An 18,549-nucleotide genomic window follows, 5' to 3' on the forward strand; every position below is an offset into this window, starting at 1 on the left:
TTTGCAAACTAGATCGAAATTAAAAAACCAAAAATGTGAGGGATATACCACTATGCCGCGCTGAGCCTCATTCTGCCTCGGATCCTGGGCTGCGGCTGAAAGTTGAACTGGAGCCCGTTTAGACGCGGTCTTTACCTATGATTTTAAAAGGGATATTAAGAGGTGGGCCGCGTAATTTGCGCGTTATCCCGTATACAGGATGCGAATGAAACGGGTGAAATGCATAGAGAGTTTGATCGCTCTCGCAAAATGAAATATTTCTTCTGTATTTCTATTTAATGAAAAAAATGTTTGCCTATAATCCAGAAGTATTCCAGTGACGTTAACGATTTCCCTGACTCATCGCTGTATCGCTGTGCAGGGCAAAACGCGAACCCACACGCAAATACTGAACAATAAGGATTGGGCAACATGGGCAAACTGAGACTGACAATGGCGCAGGCGCTGGTGAAGTTCCTGGATAACCAGTATCTGGAAGTCGATGGCGAAGAGCATAAGTTCGTCAAAGGCATCTTTGCTATCTTTGGCCACGGCAACGTGCTGGGAATGGGCCAGGCCCTTGAACAAGATAGCGGTGAAATGCGGGTCTATCAGGGGCGTAACGAGCAAGGGATGGCGCATGTCGCCACCGGTTTTGCCAGACAGTCCCTGCGTCGTCAGATTATTGCCTGCACCTCCTCCATTGGCCCCGGCGCGGCGAACATGATTACCGCTGCCGCGACCGCGACCGCCAACCGCATCCCGCTGCTGCTGCTGCCGGGCGATGTGTTTGCGACCCGCCAGCCTGACCCGGTGCTGCAGCAAATTGAACAGAGCCACGATCTCAGCATTACCACTAACGACGCGTTTCGCGCGGTGAGTAAATACTGGGATCGCATCACCCGTCCGGAACAGCTGATGAGCGCCTGCATCAACGCCATGCGCGTGTTGACCGACCCGGCGGAAACCGGTGCGGTCACGCTCTGTCTGCCGCAGGATGTCCAGGGCGAAGCCTGGGATTATCCGGAATCCTTCTTTACCCGCCGGGTACACCGCCTTGATCGCCGCCCGGCCAGCGCCGCGCAGCTGGCGGATGCCGTGGCGGCGATTAAAGCCAGCCGTAAGCCGCTGATCGTCTGTGGCGGCGGGGTGAAATACTCCGGCGCCGGCGAGGCGTTAACCCGTTTTGCCGAGCGCTACGGCGTGCCGTTTGCCGAAACCCAGGCGGGTAAAGGCAGCGTTGTCTCTTCGCATCCGTATAACGTGGGCGGCGTCGGCGAAACCGGCTGCCTGGCGGCGAACCTGCTGGCGAAAGAGGCGGATCTGGTCATCGGTCTCGGCACGCGTTTCAGCGATTTCACCACCTCGTCAAAATGGATTTTCCAGCACCCGGGCGTGCGCTTCCTCAATATTAACGTCAGCAACTTCGACGCCTGGAAGCTGGATGGCATCCCGATGCTGGCGGATGCTCGCGAAGCCCTCACTGCCCTGGACGACGCCCTGTCCGGCGAATCCTGGCAGGCTGGCTGGGGCGAGCAGATTGAAAGCGTGCAGAGCCGCCAGCTGAAAGAGACCCAGCGCGTTTACCAGGCGGTGTGGCAGGAAACCGCTTTCGTCCCGGAAATCGACGACCATCTGGATCGGGAATCGGTGTATCGCGAATTTCGCCAGATAACCGACTCCACCCTGACGCAAAGCAGCGTCCTTGGCGTACTCAACGAAACGCTGCCGGCGGATGCGGTGATTGTAGCGGCGGCGGGGAGCCTGCCGGGAGACCTGCAGCGCGTCTGGCGCAACCGGGCCACCAACACCTATCACGTGGAATACGGCTACTCCTGCATGGGGTACGAAGTCAGCGCCGCGCTGGGCGTGAAGTTAGCCCAACCGCAAAGCGAGGTCTATTCGCTGGTCGGCGACGGCTCGTTCATGATGCTGCACTCCGAGCTGGTGACCTCCCTGCAGGAGCGCGCGAAGATCAATATCGTGCTGCTCGACAACATGGCCAACGGCTGCATTAACAACCTGCAAATGGAGCACGGTATGGACAGCTTCGGCACCGAGTTCCGCTTCCGCTGCGCCGAATCGGGCCAGCTGCAGGGCGGCCTGGTGCCGGTAGATTTCGCCACCGTCGCTGCCGGCTACGGCTGCAAAACCTGGCGCGTCACGACGCTAGAAGAACTACGCCACGCGCTGGACGCCGCGCGCCGCGAAACCGTCAGCACCCTGATAGACATTAAAGTGCTGCCGAAAACCATGGTGCACAAATACGGCAGCTGGTGGAACGTCGGCGTCGCGCAGTCTGCGCTCTCCGAGCGGATCCGCAAGGTGGCGCAAATGATCAATGAAAAACGCGCTCAGGCGCGGGATTACTAAAACAGAACACAAACTCTGAACCCTACAAATCTCGGGAGAAAACCAACTATGTCACTCAAATTAGGTGTCATCGGTGCCGGCGCTATCGGTAAAGAGCATATCCGTCGTTGCACTCAGGTACTGCAGGGAGCCACGGTAGTGGCGGTTTCGGATATCAACGAAGAGAACGCCCGCGCCGCGGTTGCGCTGCCGGGCGTGCATGCCGAAGTGTACGCCGACGGTCATGACGTGATTAAGGCCAGCGACGTGGACGCTATTCTGGTGACCTCATGGGATCCCACCCACGAAGAGTACACCCTGGCCGCCATCGCCGCCGGGAAGCCGGTGTTCTGCGAGAAGCCGCTGGCGATGAGCGCGGAAGGCTGCCGCCGCATCGTTGATGCGGAAATGAAAGCCGGTCGCCGCCTGGTGCAGGTTGGATTTATGCGCCCTTACGACGAAGGCTATCTGGCGCTGAAAAAAGTGATCGATGACGGCGATATCGGCGCGCCGCTGATGCTGCGCTGCGCGCACCGCAACCAGTCGGTGGGCGAGGATTACATCACCAACATGGCGATCACCAACACCCTGATTCACGAACTGGACGTTCTGCGCTGGCTGCTGAATGACGACTATGTTTCCGTGCAGGTGCGCTTCCCACGCTCCACGTCCCACACCCACGCGCGCCTGAAAGACCCGCAGATCGTGTCGTTTGAAACCAAAAAAGGCACGCTGATCGACGTGGAAGTCTTCGTGAACTGCCAGTACGGCTACGACATCCAGTGTGAAGTGGTAGGGGAAACCGGGATTGCCCGCCTGCCTGAGCCGTCGGCTGTGCAGATGCGCAAAGCCGCTAACCTGTCGACCGCTATCCTGACCGACTGGAAGGATCGCTTTATCAAAGCGTATGACGTTGAGCTACAGGCCTTTATCAATGATGTTCAGGCCGGCCAGCTGCACGGCCCATCGGCGTGGGATGGCTACGCGGCGTCCGTTGCTGCCGACGCCTGTATCAAAGCCCAGGAAACCAGCGAGCCGGTTGAGGTGACGCTGCCGGAATGCCCGGCATTCTACAAACGCTAATCCCGCTTTGCTGACGGAACTTCTTTGCACAGGTAACGACGATGAAAATTGCTTTTGACGTTGATGTCATTAAAGACCTCGGGGTAACCCGAATGGTCCACCAGGTGGCGGAGTGGGGCTACAAGTACATTGAGCAATCGCCGCACCCGCAGATCAACCCGTTCTACAAGCACCCGCGCGCCAGCCGGGAAATTATGGCTGAGTACAAGCAGGCGCTGCGCGATACCGGCGTGGAGATCTCCTCGTTTATCTGCGTCTACCGCTGGTCCGGTCCGGATGAGCTGCGCCGTCAGGCGGCAGTGAAAAACTGGAAACGGCTGATCGAAATCGCGGTTGAAATGGGTGTACAGGTGATCAACACCGAGTTCTCCGGCGATCCTAACCAGCCGGAGATTTGCGATGAGATGTTCTATCGCTCCATGGAAGAGCTGCTGCCAATTTTTGAGCGCGAAGGCATCCGCGTTGAAATTCAGGCACATCCGTGGGACTTCTGCGAAGAGAACAACGAAACCGTCGATATTGTGAAGTCGTTCCGCAGCGATAACGTTAAGTACGTTTACAGCGTCCCGCACACCTTCTTCTATGACAAAGGCGTGGGCGACGTTGAGAAGATGCTGCGCTACGCGGGAAGCGATCTCTCCCATGTGCTGATCGCGGATACCCGCAACCATACAAAACACTGCCGCTATATCGTTAACCCACCGGGCGTAGATGCCGTCGTTCACCAGCACGTGGGCGTCGGAGAAGGGGATGTTGATTTCGACGCGCTGTTCCGCACCCTGCGCGATATGAAATTTGCCGAGCAGACCTTCAAGGTCGGCGGTGAGCCGATTGTGGCCACCTCGCTGTTCGGCTACCCGGAAAAAATGAAATACCAGGCAGTGGAAACCCGTGAACTCATCGAACGTGAATTGCTGCGCCGGTAAGGCGCAGCGGCAGGAGCCCCCTACTATGAACAAAGATAACGTAAAACTGGCTATCGCCCCGATTGGCTGGACTAACGACGATATGCCGGAGCTGGGCAGCGAGAATACTTTCCAGCAAATCGTCAGCGAAATGGCGCTGGCGGGCTTTACCGGCAGCGAAGTCGGCAGCAAATATCCACGCGATCCGGCGGTTCTCAAGCCGATGCTGGATATCCGCGGCATTCAGATTTGCAACGCCTGGTTCAGCACCTTTTTTGCTAACGGCCAGCGGGAAAAGACCATTGATGAATTCGTTAACCACATGAATTTCCTGCATGCTATGGGCGCGAAAGTGATCGGCTGCTCTGAGCAGAGCGGCAGCATCCAGGGGCTGGAAAAGCCCATCCTGGAGAATGCGAAACCGTGCTTTAGCGAAGAAGAGTGGCAGCGGGTGGCGGAAGGCTATAACACCCTCGGTCGTCTGGCGGCGGAAAAGGGCATGCAGGTTTGTCTGCACCACCATATGGGCACCGGTATCCAGACGACGGCAGAGATCGACAAGTTTATGTCGCTGGTGGATGACAAAGTCTTCCTGCTCTACGACACCGGACACGCCTGGTATTCCGAAGGCGGCGAAGAGCCGATGCTGGCGATTCTGAAAAAATATCTGCCGCGCATTAACCACGTGCACCTGAAAGACGTGCGTCCGCCGGTGATCGAGCAGGTGCGTCGCGAAGGGCTCTCCTTCCTGGACGGCGTGAAGAAGGGGACCTTCACCGTGCCGGGCGACGGCGTCATTGATTTCCGTCCGGTGTTCAAGCTGCTGGACGAGCATGGTTATAAAGGCTGGATGGTGGTTGAGGCCGAGCAGGATCCGGCGCTGGCCAACCCATTCGAATACGCCGTAAAAGCGCGCAAATATATCCGCGAGACGGCAGGAATCTAATCGTTGTTTTATTTTCAGGCCATACGTCGTATGGCCTGCTTTTTTTACCCCATCACTCAGCAGTAGCTCAAGACGTAGAACGAAAACAACACGTCGGTGAGGCCTCGGCCTCTGCATTCAGACTAGAGCAAATCTTCCCTCAAACAAGGCGGGTTACTGGAGTCTATTATGTCTAAGGAACAATATCTTACACTCAATAAAGCGTCGGGACCGAATAGCGAGACCCCGACAACGCCCTTTGTAAAAGTTGTCGCCCTGATCGCGACGCTTGGCGGTTTACTTTTTGGCTATGATACCGGGGTGATTTCCGGTGCCTTACTCTTTATGGGCACCGAGCTTCATCTTACTCCCTTTACCACCGGTCTGGTCACCAGCTCGCTGCTATTCGGCGCCGCCTTTGGCGCGCTGCTTTCTGGCAATCTGGCGAATGCGGCGGGCAGAAAGAAAATTATTCTGTGGCTGGCGGTGCTTTTTGCCATCGGCGCGATAGGCACCTCTATGGCGCCGGACGTTAACTGGATGATTTTCTTTCGTCTTATTCTCGGCGTGGCGGTCGGCGGGGCGGCGGCCACCGTACCGGTCTATATTGCCGAGATAGCTCCCGCGAATAAGCGCGGACAGCTGGTTACTTTGCAGGAGCTGATGATCGTATCCGGTCAGCTGCTGGCCTATATTTCTAATGCCACGTTCCATGAAGTCTGGGGCGGGGAAAGCACCTGGCGCTGGATGCTGGCGGTGGCGACGCTACCCGCCGTGCTGCTCTGGTTTGGCATGATGTTTATGCCGGATTCACCGCGCTGGTACGCGATGAAAGGGCGCCTGGCGGAAGCCCGTCGCGTGCTTGAGCGCACCCGGCATAAAGATGATGTTGAGTGGGAGCTGCTGGAGATCACCGAAACGCTGGATGAGCAGCGCAATCTCGGTAAGCCCCGGTTCAGCGAGATTATGACCCCGTGGTTGTTCAAGCTGTTTATGATCGGTATTGGTATAGCGGTTATCCAACAGCTTACCGGTGTAAATACCATTATGTACTATGCCCCCACGGTACTGACCTCGGTTGGTATGACTGATAATGCCGCGCTGTTTGCCACTATTGCCAATGGCGTAGTCTCAGTATTGATGACATTCGTTGGCATCTGGATGCTTGGCAAAATTGGCCGTCGCCCGATGACCATGATTGGTCAGTTCGGCTGCACCGCCTGCCTGGTCTTTATCGGTGCGGTCAGCTATCTGCTGCCGGAGACGGTTAACGGCCAGCCTGATGCGCTGCGTGCCTATATGGTTCTGGCAGGGATGTTACTGTTTCTGAGCTTTCAGCAGGGGGCGCTATCGCCAGTGACCTGGCTGCTCATGTCGGAAATATTTCCAACCCGCCTGCGCGGTATTTTTATGGGGGGGGCGGTATTTTCAATGTGGATTGCCAACTTCCTGATCTCCCTGTTCTTCCCGATACTGCTGGCGTGGTTAGGGCTTTCAGGCACCTTCTTTATCTTCGCCGGTATTGGCGTATTCGGTGCGATATTCGTGATTAAATGCGTACCGGAAACCCGCCACCGTAGTCTTGAACAAATCGAGCACTATCTGCGGGATAAGCTGGACACCAGTGAAGAAGGGCAGGCCGCCAGGGCCCGGCGAATAGTGGCTGAATCGCAGGCGGATAAAGTGTAACGCTGATTGCCAACGGTACCTGCGATGCTGGTGCGGTGCTCAGCGGTCTGCACGGACCGGGCTAACGAGCCGTATCGAACGATCCCCTCCCCTTGAAAAGGGGGAGGGGGCACACTGCTTCCGTACGGTATTGCAGAAGATACCTCAGCTATCGGCGGGGATAGTGAGGGAAGGCCTACTTCACTTCCGCCAGCGCGGTCTTATCGACGTAGGGCTTCATCAGCGCATCGGCTTCCTTCTGCGCCGCCTGCACCGCGGCTTCCGGGGTGACTTTGGCATCGTTCACCACCGCGGCCAGCTGGTTTTCCATCGCTTTACGCACGGCAACGGTCTCCCAGGTGGAGTACCACGGATGGGCATACTTCAGCTGTTCGAGGGCGATCGCCGCGCGCGGATCCTGCTGCAGATACGCCTTCATTTCCGGCGTATCGTAGGCGGCCTTACGCGGGGAGAAGTAGCCGGTAAAGCGGCTCCAGGCGCCATTGACCTGCGGGCTCACCAGATACGTCAGGAACTGATACGCCGCTTTTTTCTGCGCGTCGTTGATGCCCTTGAAGCTCACCAGGCTGGCGCCGCCGATCGGTACCGCGCGCTGCTCTTTGGCCGGCAGCATCGCTACGCCCAGTTCAAAATCTTTGCTGTTCTCGCGCATAAAGCCCAGCGCGCCGGTGCTCAGCATCGCCATTCCGACTTTGCCGGAGAAGAAGCTAGCGCCGATCTGTTTCGAATTCAGCACGCCGGAAGGCATGACTTTGTCTTTATAGACCAGGTTCTGCCAGAAGCGCAGGGCGCCGATGGTGGTTGACGTGTTGTAATAGACTTCGCCCGGATAGTCCTCGTTAAAGTATTTCCCGCCGTTGGCGCGCACCAGCGCCGAGAAGATCCAGCCGCCGTAATCATCGTTGGTCGACGGCAGCATGATCCCCCACTGGCCTTTGCTTTCGTCGGTCAGCTTTCTGGCGTCCGCCAGCAGCTCGGCCCAGGTTTGCGGCGGCTGTTTGATCCCGGCCCGATCGAACATCGTTTTGTTGTAGTAGAGGATCGGCGTCGAGTTATGGAACGGGATCGCATAGGTGGTGCCCATCACCTGGGCGTTTTTATGCATTGCGGGCCAGAACGCCTTCACCAGAAAATCCCCCGCTTTTTGATCGCCATACTGGAACAGCTCGTCCATCGGCAGGATCTCACCCTTCAGCGCCAGATCGGTGGTGAAGTTGGCGGACATAATCACCAGCGCGGGCGGCTGCCCGGCCTTCTGCGCCGATTCGGCTTTGATCTTGGTGGTGTCGTAGTTGCCGGTAAAGATCCCGCGCACTTCGACATCCTGCTGCGACTCGTTGAATTGCTTAATGACGCGGGTCATCTCCATGGTCAGCTTGCCGTCCACCGGCGCCGGAAACATGAAGTCGATCTTCTCTTTCGCCAGCGCCGCGCCGCTCAGGGCAAGGCTGAGCCCAACCGTGAGAGCGGTGAGAGGTTTAAACATGGTCTGTCTCCATCAGTAAATTATGCTGTTTCTCAGCATGAAAAAGATGCACATCGGCAGGTGAAAAGCCGAGGATCAGCGAATCGCCTTTCTCCGGCACCGCGCCGCGATGGCGACGGCTAAAGCGTAAGGTGCCGATGGGGGTGCTGACGTGGAGCAAATAATCGGCTCCCATCAGTTCTCGTTGCAGCACGGTGGCGGGCAGGCGCAGATGGCTCTCCTCCACGCGGTCGCTGATATGTTCCGGGCGAATGCCTAACCACACCCGGGATTCTTCACGGTAGCGCGGCGGCAGCGGATAGCGCAGCTCACCCAGTAATACCTCACCATCAGCGCAGGGCAGCGAGAGCAGATTCATCGCCGGAGATCCGATAAACCCGGCGACAAACAGGTTGGCCGGGTTGGCGTACAGATACTCCGGTCGCCCGACCTGCTGTACGTGGCCGCCGTTCATCACCACGATGCGGTCGGCCATCGACATCGCTTCCGTCTGGTCATGGGTGACGTAGACGGTGCTGGTTCTGAGCTGCTGGTGGAGGTCCATAATGCTGTCGCGCACTTCGCTACGCAGGCGGGCGTCGAGGTTGGAGAGCGGCTCATCCATCAGGAACAGGCGCGGATTGCGCACAATCGCCCGCGCCATCGCCACCCGCTGCCGCTGACCGCCGGAGAGCTTCGCCGGTTTGCGATCGAGCAGGGTATCCAGCTGCAGCATCTGCGCGACTTTATCCACCCGCGGCTGCCAGCTGGTCTTCTCCTCTTTGCGCACCTTCATGCCGAAGGTGATGTTGTCGCGCACCGACAGGTGCGGAAACAGCGCATAGTTCTGGAAGATCATCGCGAAGTTGCGCTCTCTGGGCGACATTTCGGTGATGTTCTCATCGTGCAGCCAGATCTCCCCCTCGCTGACCGGCTCCAGCCCAGCGAGCAGGCGCAGCAGGGTGCTTTTACCGCAGCCGGATGGGCCCACCAGCACCACGAACTCCCCTTCGCGAATATCCAGCGACAGGGCGCTGAGGGCCGGTTTACCGTCAAACTGTTTACTGATGTTTTGCAGACTAAGCATGGCGTTTAGCAATCTTCCGTTGGGCAGCTGATATTTTCGTCGTACATCCACGGTCCGGCGTAGTGGGTCAGAGGATGCTGATAGCTCACCCACTGCTCGTCGACCTGGCGGTGCATCAGGCACGACGCCGGAGAAAGGTCGTAATACGGACGGGTATCTTCATGAAAGTAGGGCACCTGGTGGACGGTTCCCGGGATGGTGGAGATGATGGCCTGGCGATACTGGGTCATGGTCAGGCTGTGGTTATGGCCGCAGAAAATGCGCGTCAGCGACGGGAAACGCTCAACCAGCGCCAGCAGACGATGGCCGTTTTCGCAGGCGATAGGGTCCATCTGCGCGTTGCCCAGCGGCAGCGGCGGATGATGCATAAACACCGTCGCCGGTTTATCGCCGCCATCAAACAGCTGAGCCTCCAGCCACTTGATGGTTTCCTCGGTCAGCCAGCCTTTCGACGTACCCGCCCGGCTGGAGTCGATAAACAGCAGGCGAGTGGCAAAATCATCTACCGCGTAGTGCATGTTTTGCGCATCGCTGCCGAGCTGCGGGCACAGCGGATGCAGATATTCCAGAAACAGCGCTTTATCGTCGTGGTTGCCGGGAATGAGATACAGCGGATAGTTCAGGCTGCCGAGGATCTGGCGGGCGACCTCATACTCTTCCGGGCGGCCGCAGTTGACGATATCGCCGCTCACCACCACCGCGTCCGGACGCTCCTGCAGGGCATTCAGCTGGGAGACGACGTCGGCATTGGCGGCGTTGACGTCAATAAAGCCGTACAGCTTCTGGCCGCGGCTGCGAAAATGGGTATCGGAAATTTGCGCTAACAGCATGAAGAGCTCCTTATTTGATCCCGGAGAAGCCGAAGCTTCGCAGGAACTGTTTCTGGAAGAGGATGAACGCCAGCATCAGCGGCAGGCAGACCATCAGCGTGCCGGCGCCGATGATGCCCCACTGGCCGCCGGATTCGGCGCCCATGGCGAACGAGACCAGCCCCACGGTCAGCACCTGTTTGTCCGGGTCGTTCAGCATCATCAGCGGCCACAGATACTCGTTCCAGTGGTAGGTAATACTGACGGTGGCGAAGGCCAGCACCGACGGCCAGGACATCGGCAGCAGCACGCGGAACAGCACCTGCCACCAGCGACAGCCCTCCATCAGCGCCGCCTCTTCCAGCTCTTTGGGGATGGACAGAAACGCCTGACGCATCAGGAACACGCCGAACGCCGAGGTGAAGTAGGGCATCATTACCCCGGTGAGGGTGTTGAGCAGGCCGAAGGTTTTCAGGGTCAGCATGTTCGGCACCATCATCACCACCGGCATGATCATCAGCTGGACGAGGAACATCAGGAACAGCGTCTTCTTGCCGCGAAACTCGTGGCAGGCGAAGACGTAGCCGGCGGTGGTGATGGTCAACAGCTGCACGAAGAAGGTGCCGAAGGTAAAGATAAGGGTGTTGGCGTAGAGGCTCAGCCAGTCGGCGCTGGCCCAGGCATCGCGGAAGTTATCCAGCGTCAGCGGCATACGGGGCAGCAGCGAGGCCATATCCTCGCCGAAGGTCGTGGCGCTAAACGAGGTCGCCAGCATCCATAAAAACGGGCTCATCCACAGCAGCGCCAGGCAGCACATTAATACCGTGAGCGTAAAGGGCTGCGAGCGGCGCAGGCGCAGCCAGAGCGGGCGCGATGCGCTGTGCGATCGCAGCGCCAGCGGCGAGATTTCAGCGCTCATAGTGCGCTCCTTTCTCCAGCAGTTTGAGGTTAATCAGCGAGAAGGCAAACAGCCCGGCCAGCGTCAGGAAGGTGGCGGCGGAAGCTTTACCTAAATCATGGGTGTCCCAGGCGAGGTTCTGGATGTAGTAGAGCAGCACGGTAGTGGCGTTATCCGGCCCGCCGCGGGTCATCACCGCCACGTGGTCGATCTGGGTGATGGAGTAGATCAGCGCCGTGGTTATCACGAAGCTCAGGGTCGGGCGCAGCAGCGGCAGCGTGACCTTAAAGAACACCTGCGTGCGGGTGGCGCCTTCCACGATCGCCGCTTCGCGCGTGGAGGCCGGAATGCTTTGCAGCCCGGCGAGGAAAAACAGCATGTAGTAACCGGCGAACTTCCACACGCCAATCAGCGCCAGCGCCAGCAGCGCGCTGTTGCTGCGCCCCAGCCAGTTGTTGTTCATCGGGCCAAACAGCTTCGCCAGATAGTGGTCGAGCAGGCCAAGGCCGGGCATAAAGATAAACAGCCACAGCGCGGCGGCGCTGACCATCGGGATAATCATCGGGAAGAAGAAGGCGGTGCGCAGCCAGCGGTTGACGCGGTGATTCTCGGTCAGGGCGACCGCCAGCAGCAGGGCGAGCGTCACGCCCGGTACCACCGTCAGCAGGATATAAAGCAGGTTATTCACCAGCGACTGCCAGAAGACGCCGTCGGCGAACAGACGACTAAAGTTCTCCAGCCCGACATACTGGCCGCCGTCGCTGACCATGCGGGTATCGAACAGGCTGTCATAAATCGATCGCCCGAGGGGAAACCAGGTAAACAGCAATAAAAACAGCAGGGAAGGCGACAGTATCAGCCAGGGGAGCCAGGTTTTTCTCATGGTGGCGGACGTCTCATTCAGGCGTTTGTAGAAGGCCGGATTGTGAGAAGGATTGACTGCAAACGTATGGCGGGGAGATGACGGTTTAATGACCAGGGAAACAAGCGCCGGGCAGACGGGCCGCCCGGCATCACCCCGGTCAGTGGCGTTCAGGCCGCGCGGCTGCGGCCTGAAGCATGACGAGGAACGATCAGAAGTCGGCTTTCAGCACCACGCGGTAGCGGGCCTTGCCCTCGCGAACGTGCTTCAGCGCCTCGTTGATCTGCGACATCGGGAACAGCTCGGTGGTCGGCGCGACTTTGCTGCGTCCGGCAAATTTCATCAGCTTGCGCAGCTCGGACGGGTTGCCGGTGGCCGAACCGGAGATGCTGCGGTCGCCGCCAATCAGGGTAAAAGCGGGGACCGGGAACGGCTTCATTACCGCGCCGACGGTGTGGAAGTTGCCGCCGTACGCCAGCGCTTCAAAGTACGGCTGCCAGTCGAGGTCGACGGCGACGGTGTTGATAATCAGGTCGAACTGGCCGGCCAGCGCCTTTAAGGCTTCGGGATCGCGGCTGTTCACCACGCGATCGGCGCCCATTGCCAGCACTTCCTGCTCTTTCGCCGGATTGGAGCTAAAGGCGGTGACTTCCGCGCCCATCGCGTGCAGCAGCTTGATGGCGATATGGCCGAGGCCGCCAATGCCGATGACGCCGACGCGGCTGTTCGCCGTGACGTGATGCATCAGCAGCGGCTTGAAGACGGTGATGCCGCCGCAGAGCATCGGCCCGGCAGATTCGAGATCGACGTTTTCCGGCAGCGGGATCACCCATTGCCAGTCGGCGCGCAGCTTATCGGCGAAGCCGCCGCGGTTGATGATGGTGGGCACCGAGCCTTCCAGACAGTTCACGTGGTTGCCGCTGATACAGGCGTCGCAGTGGCCGCAGCTGCGCGCCGTCCAGCCAATGCCGACCTTCTGGCCAACCTTCAGCCCTTTATCCTGCGCCGCGCTGCCCAGGGCCGCCACCCGGCCAATCACCTCGTGACCGGCCACCAGTGGATAGCTCGACATGCCCCATTCGTTGTCGATCATCGACAGGTCGGAGTGGCAGATCCCGCAGTACTCCACCTGCACTTCGACATCTTCCGGCTTAAGGTCGCCGGCATCGTACTCCCACAGCGACAGATCGGCGCCCGCTTCTTTGGCGGCGTAACTTTTAATAGTGCTCATGACAGTTTCCTTGGGTTTGGCGTAGTTAAGAAGGAAGTGTAGAGCATGGGGCGAGGGGACGCTTGGCAGAAGGAGGGGGGATGGGGGGTTATAGAGGAGGGCAAAATGTACCCTGAAGAGGCTAACACACTGAGCCGATGAAAAATTCATCACTTGGTGGCAGGTGAATGCAACGTTGCTTGCATGGCAGCGTGCGACAGGTATAATCCAGAACGTTTTCCGTATCCTTTCCGTGCCGGAGTGGCGAAATCGGTAGACGCAGTTGATTCAAAATCAACCGTAGAAATACGTGCCGGTTCGAGTCCGGCCTTCGGCACCAAAAGTATATAAATAGACGTCAATCGACGTCTTTTTTTATGCCCAAAATCCGCGCTACACAAGGCTTTACCCGCTTTTCCCCTCAACTGAAGTCAACCTAACTCAACCCACATCAACAAGCTTTTGAGTATACTAATGAGTATATTTGTCGATTCGATATTGCTTGTATACTCACGACATACCAATGGAAGGAGGACCATTATGGCCTTAACGGATACTAAAGTTCGTTCTGCGAAACCTGAGGAGAAAGAGTATTCACTTGTTGACGGCGACGGTATGTCCTTACTTGTAAAACCTAACGGCTCAAAGTATTGGCGATTTCGTTTCCGTTTTGGCGGTAAACAACATTTGATGGCGTTCGGTGTCTATCCTGAAATCTCGTTAGCTAATGCCAGAAAAAAGAGAGAAGAGGCTAGAAAGCTGGTTGCTGCTGGCATTGATCCTCGTGAGCATAAGCGTGCTTTAAAAGAAGAGCAGGCGAAAGAGATTATTACTTTCGAGAAGGTTGCCAGAGAATGGCTTGCGACTAACCAAAAATGGTCGGAAGATCATGCTAATCGCGTAAAAAAGAGCCTGGAGGACAATATCTTCCCGGCAATTGGTACTTGCAACATTGCTGAACTGGGTACTCGTGATTTACTGGCACCAATTAAAGCAGTGGAAGTGTCTGGACGTCTTGAGGTGGCTTCTCGTCTCCAACAGCGCACCACGGCCATCATGCGTTATGCAGTACAAAGCGGGCTGATTGATTACAACCCAGCGCAGGAGATGGCTGGAGCCGTCGCCTCTGGCAATCGACAACATCGTCCGGCGCTGGAATTAAAGCGTATCCCTGAGTTACTCGAGAAAATAGACGGTTATACCGGCAGGCCGCTAACCCGCTGGGCAACGGAACTTACTCTGCTTATCTTTATTCGCTCCAGTGAGCTGCGTTTTGCTCGCTGGTCAGAGATCGATTTTGAAACGTCAATGTGGACCATCCCGCCTGAGCGAGAGCCTATTCCCGGCGTGAAACATTCTCAGCGAGGATCAAAGATGCGTACACCTCATCTGGTGCCGCTATCAAAGCAGGCGCTGGCGATCCTGAAGCAGATAAAACAGTTCTGTGGTGAACATGAGCTGATTTTTATTGGCGATCACGATCCGCGTAAACCCATGAGTGAGAACACGGTAAATAGTGCGCTACGGGTTATGGGCTATGACACTAAAGTTGAGGTTTGCGGCCACGGCTTCCGCACAATGGCCTGTAGTTCGTTAATTGAGTCAGGTCTATGGTCGAAGGATGCGGTGGAGCGCCAGATGAGCCATATGGAACGTAATTCGGTACGCGCAGCATATATCCATAAAGCGGAACATCTGGATGAACGCAAGTTGATGCTGCAATGGTGGGCAAACTTCCTGGATGCAAATCGGGAGAAGAGTATTAGTCCTTTCGATTTTGCGAAAATTAATAATCCCATGCTGACCAGATAACACATGACGCTATATTTTGGCCCCTTAACCCCGTAGATTCAACATGAGTGATTACATAAAGAAGGCATCCGTACTTTAACGTTCGGGTGCCTTTTTGCTTTTTAACAACCGAAAATCAGGAGATTTTATCAATGGTTACAATGTGTCCAAAATGTGGTTCTGAACGCGTTAGCGAACGTAACATTGGGAGGAAGGCTGGAGGTATTGCTGGAGGTGTGGCTGGAGCCCTTAGTGGAGCAAGCTCGGGGGCGGCAATTGGTTCTGTTGTGCCAGTTCTGGGGACTGCTACCGGGGCTGTTATTGGTGCTGTGCTGGGGAGGTTTGTGGCTGGTGCAACTGCGGGAGCGGTTACCGGCTCAGCCCTTGATGGACTCCTGTTTGACAGATATGAGTGTGGCGATTGTGGTCATACCTTTGACTAGAAGGTTATGCTAAATGTCATATCTTTATGATTTTAATGAATAAAAAATATCCACTACTTGCCTCATCAATTTTAATACACCACATCCCCCGCATAAACTGATCTACAAAAACGATCGATATCATTACAATGATAGCTATAAACTATCAAATATAAAAAATTGATCGTTTTTGTCGATAGATTTTGCAGATCAATTATTGAAATTCGATCGGTAATAACAATTTTACCTGCACTCATAACCTCCCTATCTTAGAAAGGATTTAATTAGAATCAGGCCAGGATTCTCATCGGGTGACAATAAGGAGATGCACCATGCGCCTATAGCAAGGATGTTTCAATGCGGCAGGTATAAGTCTGCCCATCCATTCAACATGCTTACCGGACAAAGTGACGGTTTTAAACCACCACTTCAATCATTTATTGCTATTTTTCAAGGGGCCAACGATGGCATTTATTCTTTTACTTTTGTGGATCGGAGCATCGATAGTTATTGGTAAATTGGCTCAGGCCAGTGGCCGTTCGTTCTTCATATGGTTTGTTATCAGTATGCTTATAGACCCCATATTTGGTGCTATTCTTTTTGCTGTAGTCGTGAGGTCAAAATGAAACCAGAAAGAATTAAGAGGCTTTTTAAAGCCTATCTTGGCATTGGTTTTTTATTCATGTTACTTGTTTGTACAGGGATTGTTGTTTTGTTATGTCAATAAGGGGAATGATTACATATTTTAATAAGTCTTTTATATCTACCACCATACCCCCCTCCTGTTCAATGCTCTTGAAGTTTACCAGTTTAACGTTCTCTGTAATATTTCGGCTATTATGTAAAGATAAGGAATTATCATGATAAACTATTATGAATATCTTGAGCTGGATATGAATGCCAGTGTTGATGAATTAAACCATGCGATACAAAAAGTAAGTGAGCGTGATGATGCAGATTTAAAATTCATCCGTGAAATGAAGTCCATTTTGTTAAACGATGAAGCCAGGGTGCTGTATAATAATAAATTGATTTCTTTTATTGTTGGTGATCGTAAAAAGTCTGATTTGGTAAGCGCTGAGAGTATCCGTAAATTATTAAATATAGACAACTCGTCGTTACATGAGAAATATATCTGGATTGCAACGGGATTGTTTGTTATCGGCGTTTTATCCGCATGTTTGTTTAGTTTAGCTGTCAACTATACGGTTAATCTGTTCGTTATGATTGCCCTGATTATCTTGTTCTATATGGACTGGAAGCTACTGGATAAACATGGTAAGGCAATTTTTTCAAAATGGTGGATTCTTTTTTCGCCAGTTTATATTGCTAAACGTTGTAAAGCCGTTGGTCAGGGGAAAATGCTGTTGCTGGTCTGGCTTGGGATCTGGATTGTATATGGCATCGGGAACTTTGCGTTCAACGGTAGCAAAGCGATGCTGGAACGTACAGCATGCGAGGTGGTAACGGATATCTATCATAAACAGTTACGTCAATACTCACAGCAATGTGAGAACGTAACGTTAACTGAAAGTGAAGGGAAACAGCACTATGGATTTGCTCAACTTAGTGATGGTACAACTAAGGATATTACCGTTACAGAACAATCAGATGGTAAGATTGTTGTATATATTGAATAGGCATTTTTGAGGCAAAGCACTTACCTTTGGGGTAAGTGCTTCTTATATATTTTTTATTTTTAGAGGAGGTTTGTATGAAATTTTTAAAGAAACTGAAATATGTAATCACTCTGGGGGTAATAACCGCCTCCTGTTCAGTAATGGCATCACCTTATGGAGATTCAGATGTTCTGTTCGGGTGTATCATAAAAGGTAAAACCACTAAAGAAGTAGCTGTGTTGAGGAATAATAATGAGGTCACTTATTTATTCGGTAAGTCGGATATTAACGGAGGGGGTGGGGTTATTCCTGAAATCACTTTGGTAAAAAATGTGAGCCAGCTAAGTCAGGCCTGGAATTACGGTCGGGCTGAGGGTGTGTCGATACATACATTGAACATACCAGAAAACGAGTATACTTACTCTGTTTCCTATATCGATGATGGAAAAAATACTGATGGGGAAATAACTGTTTTAAAACAGGGGAAAGAAATCAGTACGATAAAATGCGATGATGTCTGGGAACAACATCTGGGTGACAGCAATATGATGCATGGTATCCCCGATGAGTCAGATTGATATATCTGATACGTACTGTACCAGTTAACACTCATGTTAACTGGTACAAAATATAGAAATACCAACTTAGTAACGGTTTAATAGTGGCAATTAATAACCACCTCCTATGGAGGTGGTCAAGACGACTAAAAGGGTAACTGACCATTCTATCAGCATTTTTCAACTATCGAAGAAATAAATCCACAGTCATGTGGCTTATCAAAACCAGAGCTACTTTTCAGATATTCAGTAATCAGCGCTCCAATAATCTTAACCGACTTTTTGTTAGTTGTTATAAAGCCCAATGGCATAGTCACTAGACTGGCCCCTATCTTTAAAGTGTCCGCAAAGAGAACCTCAATGTGAAGATTGTCGCTGTAATTAATCAATATCTGGCGCTATCGTCCCGGTGTCGCGTATACTGACAGCCAAACAAGTTGTCGAAACATCTGGGATACTACCGCGCCAGCGAACATAGATAACACCTTAAACACACAGAATGCATCTCTTCATATGACAAGGTCGATTTAATGAGTCACGGTAAAGCAGAGCCGAAAAAACCAGACGCGGCTGATTTCAAAATCTACGCGCGATTAGATGCCGGCGAATCACTGGAAAGCATCATTGCTAACCCTCCTACGACGATACACAACAAACTGACCTCTGAGGGCAATATCAAGCAAGAGCACGGATTTTGGAAAGCCTGGAGAAGAGATAAACCGAATGCGCCTTAACACTTCGGCAGATTAAAACTCATCAAAGGACTGTTCAAATGATTTCAAGACTTTTCACAGTAATCGCTTTTCTTCCTGTCGCTGCTTTCGCTGGCGCCCAGATATGCTGACCTGCTCCCCGTTGATTAATACACCGTGATGTTAGTAATGTCTTCATAAGCC

15 protein-coding genes and 1 tRNA gene are annotated in these 18,549 nt (G+C 54.2%); 10 read left to right on the forward strand and 6 right to left on the reverse strand.

The window, feature by feature from the left end:
- Nucleotides 1-411 precede the first annotated feature (411 nt).
- The 5 genes from iolD to ABLU87_RS11710 all read left to right on the forward strand — a co-directional run bounded on the left by iolD (nucleotide 412) and on the right by ABLU87_RS11710 (nucleotide 6,933).
- Nucleotides 412-2,352 (forward strand): 3D-(3,5/4)-trihydroxycyclohexane-1,2-dione acylhydrolase (decyclizing), encoded by a 1,941-nt coding sequence (gene iolD / locus ABLU87_RS11690; protein WP_014227682.1) that lies wholly within the window; start codon nucleotides 412-414, stop codon nucleotides 2,350-2,352.
- A 48-nt stretch (nucleotides 2,353-2,400) separates the two neighbouring features.
- On the forward strand, nucleotides 2,401-3,414 hold the full coding sequence (locus ABLU87_RS11695) for a Gfo/Idh/MocA family oxidoreductase (RefSeq protein ID WP_004098145.1): 1,014 nt from the start codon (nucleotides 2,401-2,403) through the stop codon (nucleotides 3,412-3,414).
- 41 nt (nucleotides 3,415-3,455) lie between these two features.
- Entirely contained in the window at nucleotides 3,456-4,340 is an 885-nt protein-coding gene (locus tag ABLU87_RS11700; RefSeq protein WP_048261956.1) for a sugar phosphate isomerase/epimerase, read from the forward strand.
- 25 nt (nucleotides 4,341-4,365) lie between these two features.
- Nucleotides 4,366-5,265, forward strand: a complete 900-nt coding sequence (gene iolE / locus ABLU87_RS11705) for a myo-inosose-2 dehydratase (protein ID WP_004098147.1) — start codon at nucleotides 4,366-4,368, stop codon at nucleotides 5,263-5,265.
- 168 nt (nucleotides 5,266-5,433) lie between these two features.
- Nucleotides 5,434-6,933: a sugar porter family MFS transporter gene (locus ABLU87_RS11710; RefSeq protein WP_014837228.1), complete on the forward strand. Its 1,500-nt coding sequence runs from the start codon at nucleotides 5,434-5,436 to the stop codon at nucleotides 6,931-6,933.
- Nucleotides 6,934-7,108: 175 nt separating this feature from the next.
- Here ABLU87_RS11710 and ABLU87_RS11715 read toward each other — a convergent pair whose 3' ends face one another.
- From ABLU87_RS11715 to ABLU87_RS11740, 6 genes are all read right to left on the reverse strand, one after another.
- Nucleotides 7,109-8,419 (reverse strand): ABC transporter substrate-binding protein, encoded by a 1,311-nt coding sequence (locus ABLU87_RS11715; RefSeq protein ID WP_122116691.1) that lies wholly within the window; start codon nucleotides 8,417-8,419, stop codon nucleotides 7,109-7,111.
- Nucleotides 8,412-9,485, reverse strand: coding sequence for an ABC transporter ATP-binding protein (locus tag ABLU87_RS11720; RefSeq protein ID WP_014227685.1), 1,074 nt, complete (start codon nucleotides 9,483-9,485; stop codon nucleotides 8,412-8,414). Before ABLU87_RS11720 ends, ABLU87_RS11715 begins: the two co-directional genes overlap by 8 nt.
- A gap of 5 nt (nucleotides 9,486-9,490) precedes the next feature.
- The gene (locus ABLU87_RS11725) at nucleotides 9,491-10,315 is read right to left on the reverse strand and encodes a phosphodiesterase (RefSeq protein WP_025107467.1); all 825 of its coding nucleotides are present in this window, start codon (nucleotides 10,313-10,315) and stop codon (nucleotides 9,491-9,493) included.
- Between the two features lie 10 nt (nucleotides 10,316-10,325).
- Nucleotides 10,326-11,213 carry a carbohydrate ABC transporter permease gene (locus ABLU87_RS11730; protein WP_032694864.1) on the reverse strand — a complete coding sequence of 296 codons (888 nt, stop codon included), beginning with the start codon at nucleotides 11,211-11,213 and terminating at the stop codon, nucleotides 10,326-10,328.
- A complete protein-coding gene (locus ABLU87_RS11735; RefSeq protein ID WP_025107468.1) occupies nucleotides 11,203-12,075 on the reverse strand; it encodes a sugar ABC transporter permease in 873 nt (290 codons plus the stop codon). Before ABLU87_RS11735 ends, ABLU87_RS11730 begins: the two co-directional genes overlap by 11 nt.
- Nucleotides 12,076-12,265: 190 nt before the next feature.
- Complete coding sequence (locus ABLU87_RS11740) at nucleotides 12,266-13,285, reverse strand: NAD(P)-dependent alcohol dehydrogenase (RefSeq protein WP_004108819.1); 1,020 nt, start codon at nucleotides 13,283-13,285, stop codon at nucleotides 12,266-12,268.
- 234 nt (nucleotides 13,286-13,519) lie between these two features.
- On the opposite strand from ABLU87_RS11740, the gene ABLU87_RS11745 reads away from it, so the two are divergent.
- The 5 genes from ABLU87_RS11745 (at nucleotide 13,520) to ABLU87_RS11765 (ending at nucleotide 18,387) form a co-directional block, all read left to right on the forward strand.
- Nucleotides 13,520-13,604 (forward strand) — tRNA-Leu (locus ABLU87_RS11745).
- Nucleotides 13,605-13,804: 200 nt separating this feature from the next.
- The gene (locus ABLU87_RS11750; protein ID WP_014837232.1) at nucleotides 13,805-15,076 is read left to right on the forward strand and encodes an integrase arm-type DNA-binding domain-containing protein; all 1,272 of its coding nucleotides are present in this window, start codon (nucleotides 13,805-13,807) and stop codon (nucleotides 15,074-15,076) included.
- A 1,261-nt stretch (nucleotides 15,077-16,337) separates the two neighbouring features.
- A complete protein-coding gene (locus ABLU87_RS11755; RefSeq protein ID WP_267985980.1) occupies nucleotides 16,338-17,117 on the forward strand; it encodes a hypothetical protein in 780 nt (259 codons plus the stop codon).
- 74 nt (nucleotides 17,118-17,191) lie between these two features.
- Nucleotides 17,192-17,674 (forward strand): hypothetical protein, encoded by a 483-nt coding sequence (locus ABLU87_RS11760; RefSeq protein ID WP_128334929.1) that lies wholly within the window; start codon nucleotides 17,192-17,194, stop codon nucleotides 17,672-17,674.
- A 509-nt stretch (nucleotides 17,675-18,183) separates the two neighbouring features.
- On the forward strand, nucleotides 18,184-18,387 hold the full coding sequence (locus ABLU87_RS11765; protein WP_128334930.1) for a hypothetical protein: 204 nt from the start codon (nucleotides 18,184-18,186) through the stop codon (nucleotides 18,385-18,387).
- Nucleotides 18,388-18,549 lie beyond the last annotated feature (162 nt).

Source organism: Klebsiella sp. CB_Kp196 (assembly GCF_040061575.1).
GTDB classification, from domain to species: Bacteria; Pseudomonadota; Gammaproteobacteria; order Enterobacterales; family Enterobacteriaceae; genus Klebsiella; species Klebsiella michiganensis.

Excerpts from the sequence above, each read along its gene's own strand:
- ABLU87_RS11735 (WP_025107468.1), bottom strand. The coding sequence starts at position 12,075 with ATGAGAAAAACCTGGCTCCCCTGGCTGATACTGTCGCCTTCCCTGCTG.
- ABLU87_RS11710 (WP_014837228.1), top strand. The coding sequence starts at position 5,434 with ATGTCTAAGGAACAATATCTTACACTCAATAAAGCGTCGGGACCGAAT.
- ABLU87_RS11755 (WP_267985980.1), top strand. The coding sequence starts at position 16,338 with ATGATAAACTATTATGAATATCTTGAGCTGGATATGAATGCCAGTGTT.
- ABLU87_RS11715 (WP_122116691.1), bottom strand. The coding sequence starts at position 8,419 with ATGTTTAAACCTCTCACCGCTCTCACGGTTGGGCTCAGCCTTGCCCTG.
- ABLU87_RS11750 (WP_014837232.1), top strand. The coding sequence starts at position 13,805 with ATGGCCTTAACGGATACTAAAGTTCGTTCTGCGAAACCTGAGGAGAAA.
- ABLU87_RS11740 (WP_004108819.1), bottom strand. The coding sequence starts at position 13,285 with ATGAGCACTATTAAAAGTTACGCCGCCAAAGAAGCGGGCGCCGATCTG.
- iolD (WP_014227682.1), top strand. The coding sequence starts at position 412 with ATGGGCAAACTGAGACTGACAATGGCGCAGGCGCTGGTGAAGTTCCTG.
- ABLU87_RS11700 (WP_048261956.1), top strand. The coding sequence starts at position 3,456 with ATGAAAATTGCTTTTGACGTTGATGTCATTAAAGACCTCGGGGTAACC.
- ABLU87_RS11760 (WP_128334929.1), top strand. The coding sequence starts at position 17,192 with ATGAAATTTTTAAAGAAACTGAAATATGTAATCACTCTGGGGGTAATA.
- ABLU87_RS11765 (WP_128334930.1), top strand. The coding sequence starts at position 18,184 with ATGAGTCACGGTAAAGCAGAGCCGAAAAAACCAGACGCGGCTGATTTC.
- iolE (WP_004098147.1), top strand. The coding sequence starts at position 4,366 with ATGAACAAAGATAACGTAAAACTGGCTATCGCCCCGATTGGCTGGACT.
- ABLU87_RS11730 (WP_032694864.1), bottom strand. The coding sequence starts at position 11,213 with ATGAGCGCTGAAATCTCGCCGCTGGCGCTGCGATCGCACAGCGCATCG.
- ABLU87_RS11695 (WP_004098145.1), top strand. The coding sequence starts at position 2,401 with ATGTCACTCAAATTAGGTGTCATCGGTGCCGGCGCTATCGGTAAAGAG.
- ABLU87_RS11725 (WP_025107467.1), bottom strand. The coding sequence starts at position 10,315 with ATGCTGTTAGCGCAAATTTCCGATACCCATTTTCGCAGCCGCGGCCAG.
- ABLU87_RS11720 (WP_014227685.1), bottom strand. The coding sequence starts at position 9,485 with ATGCTTAGTCTGCAAAACATCAGTAAACAGTTTGACGGTAAACCGGCC.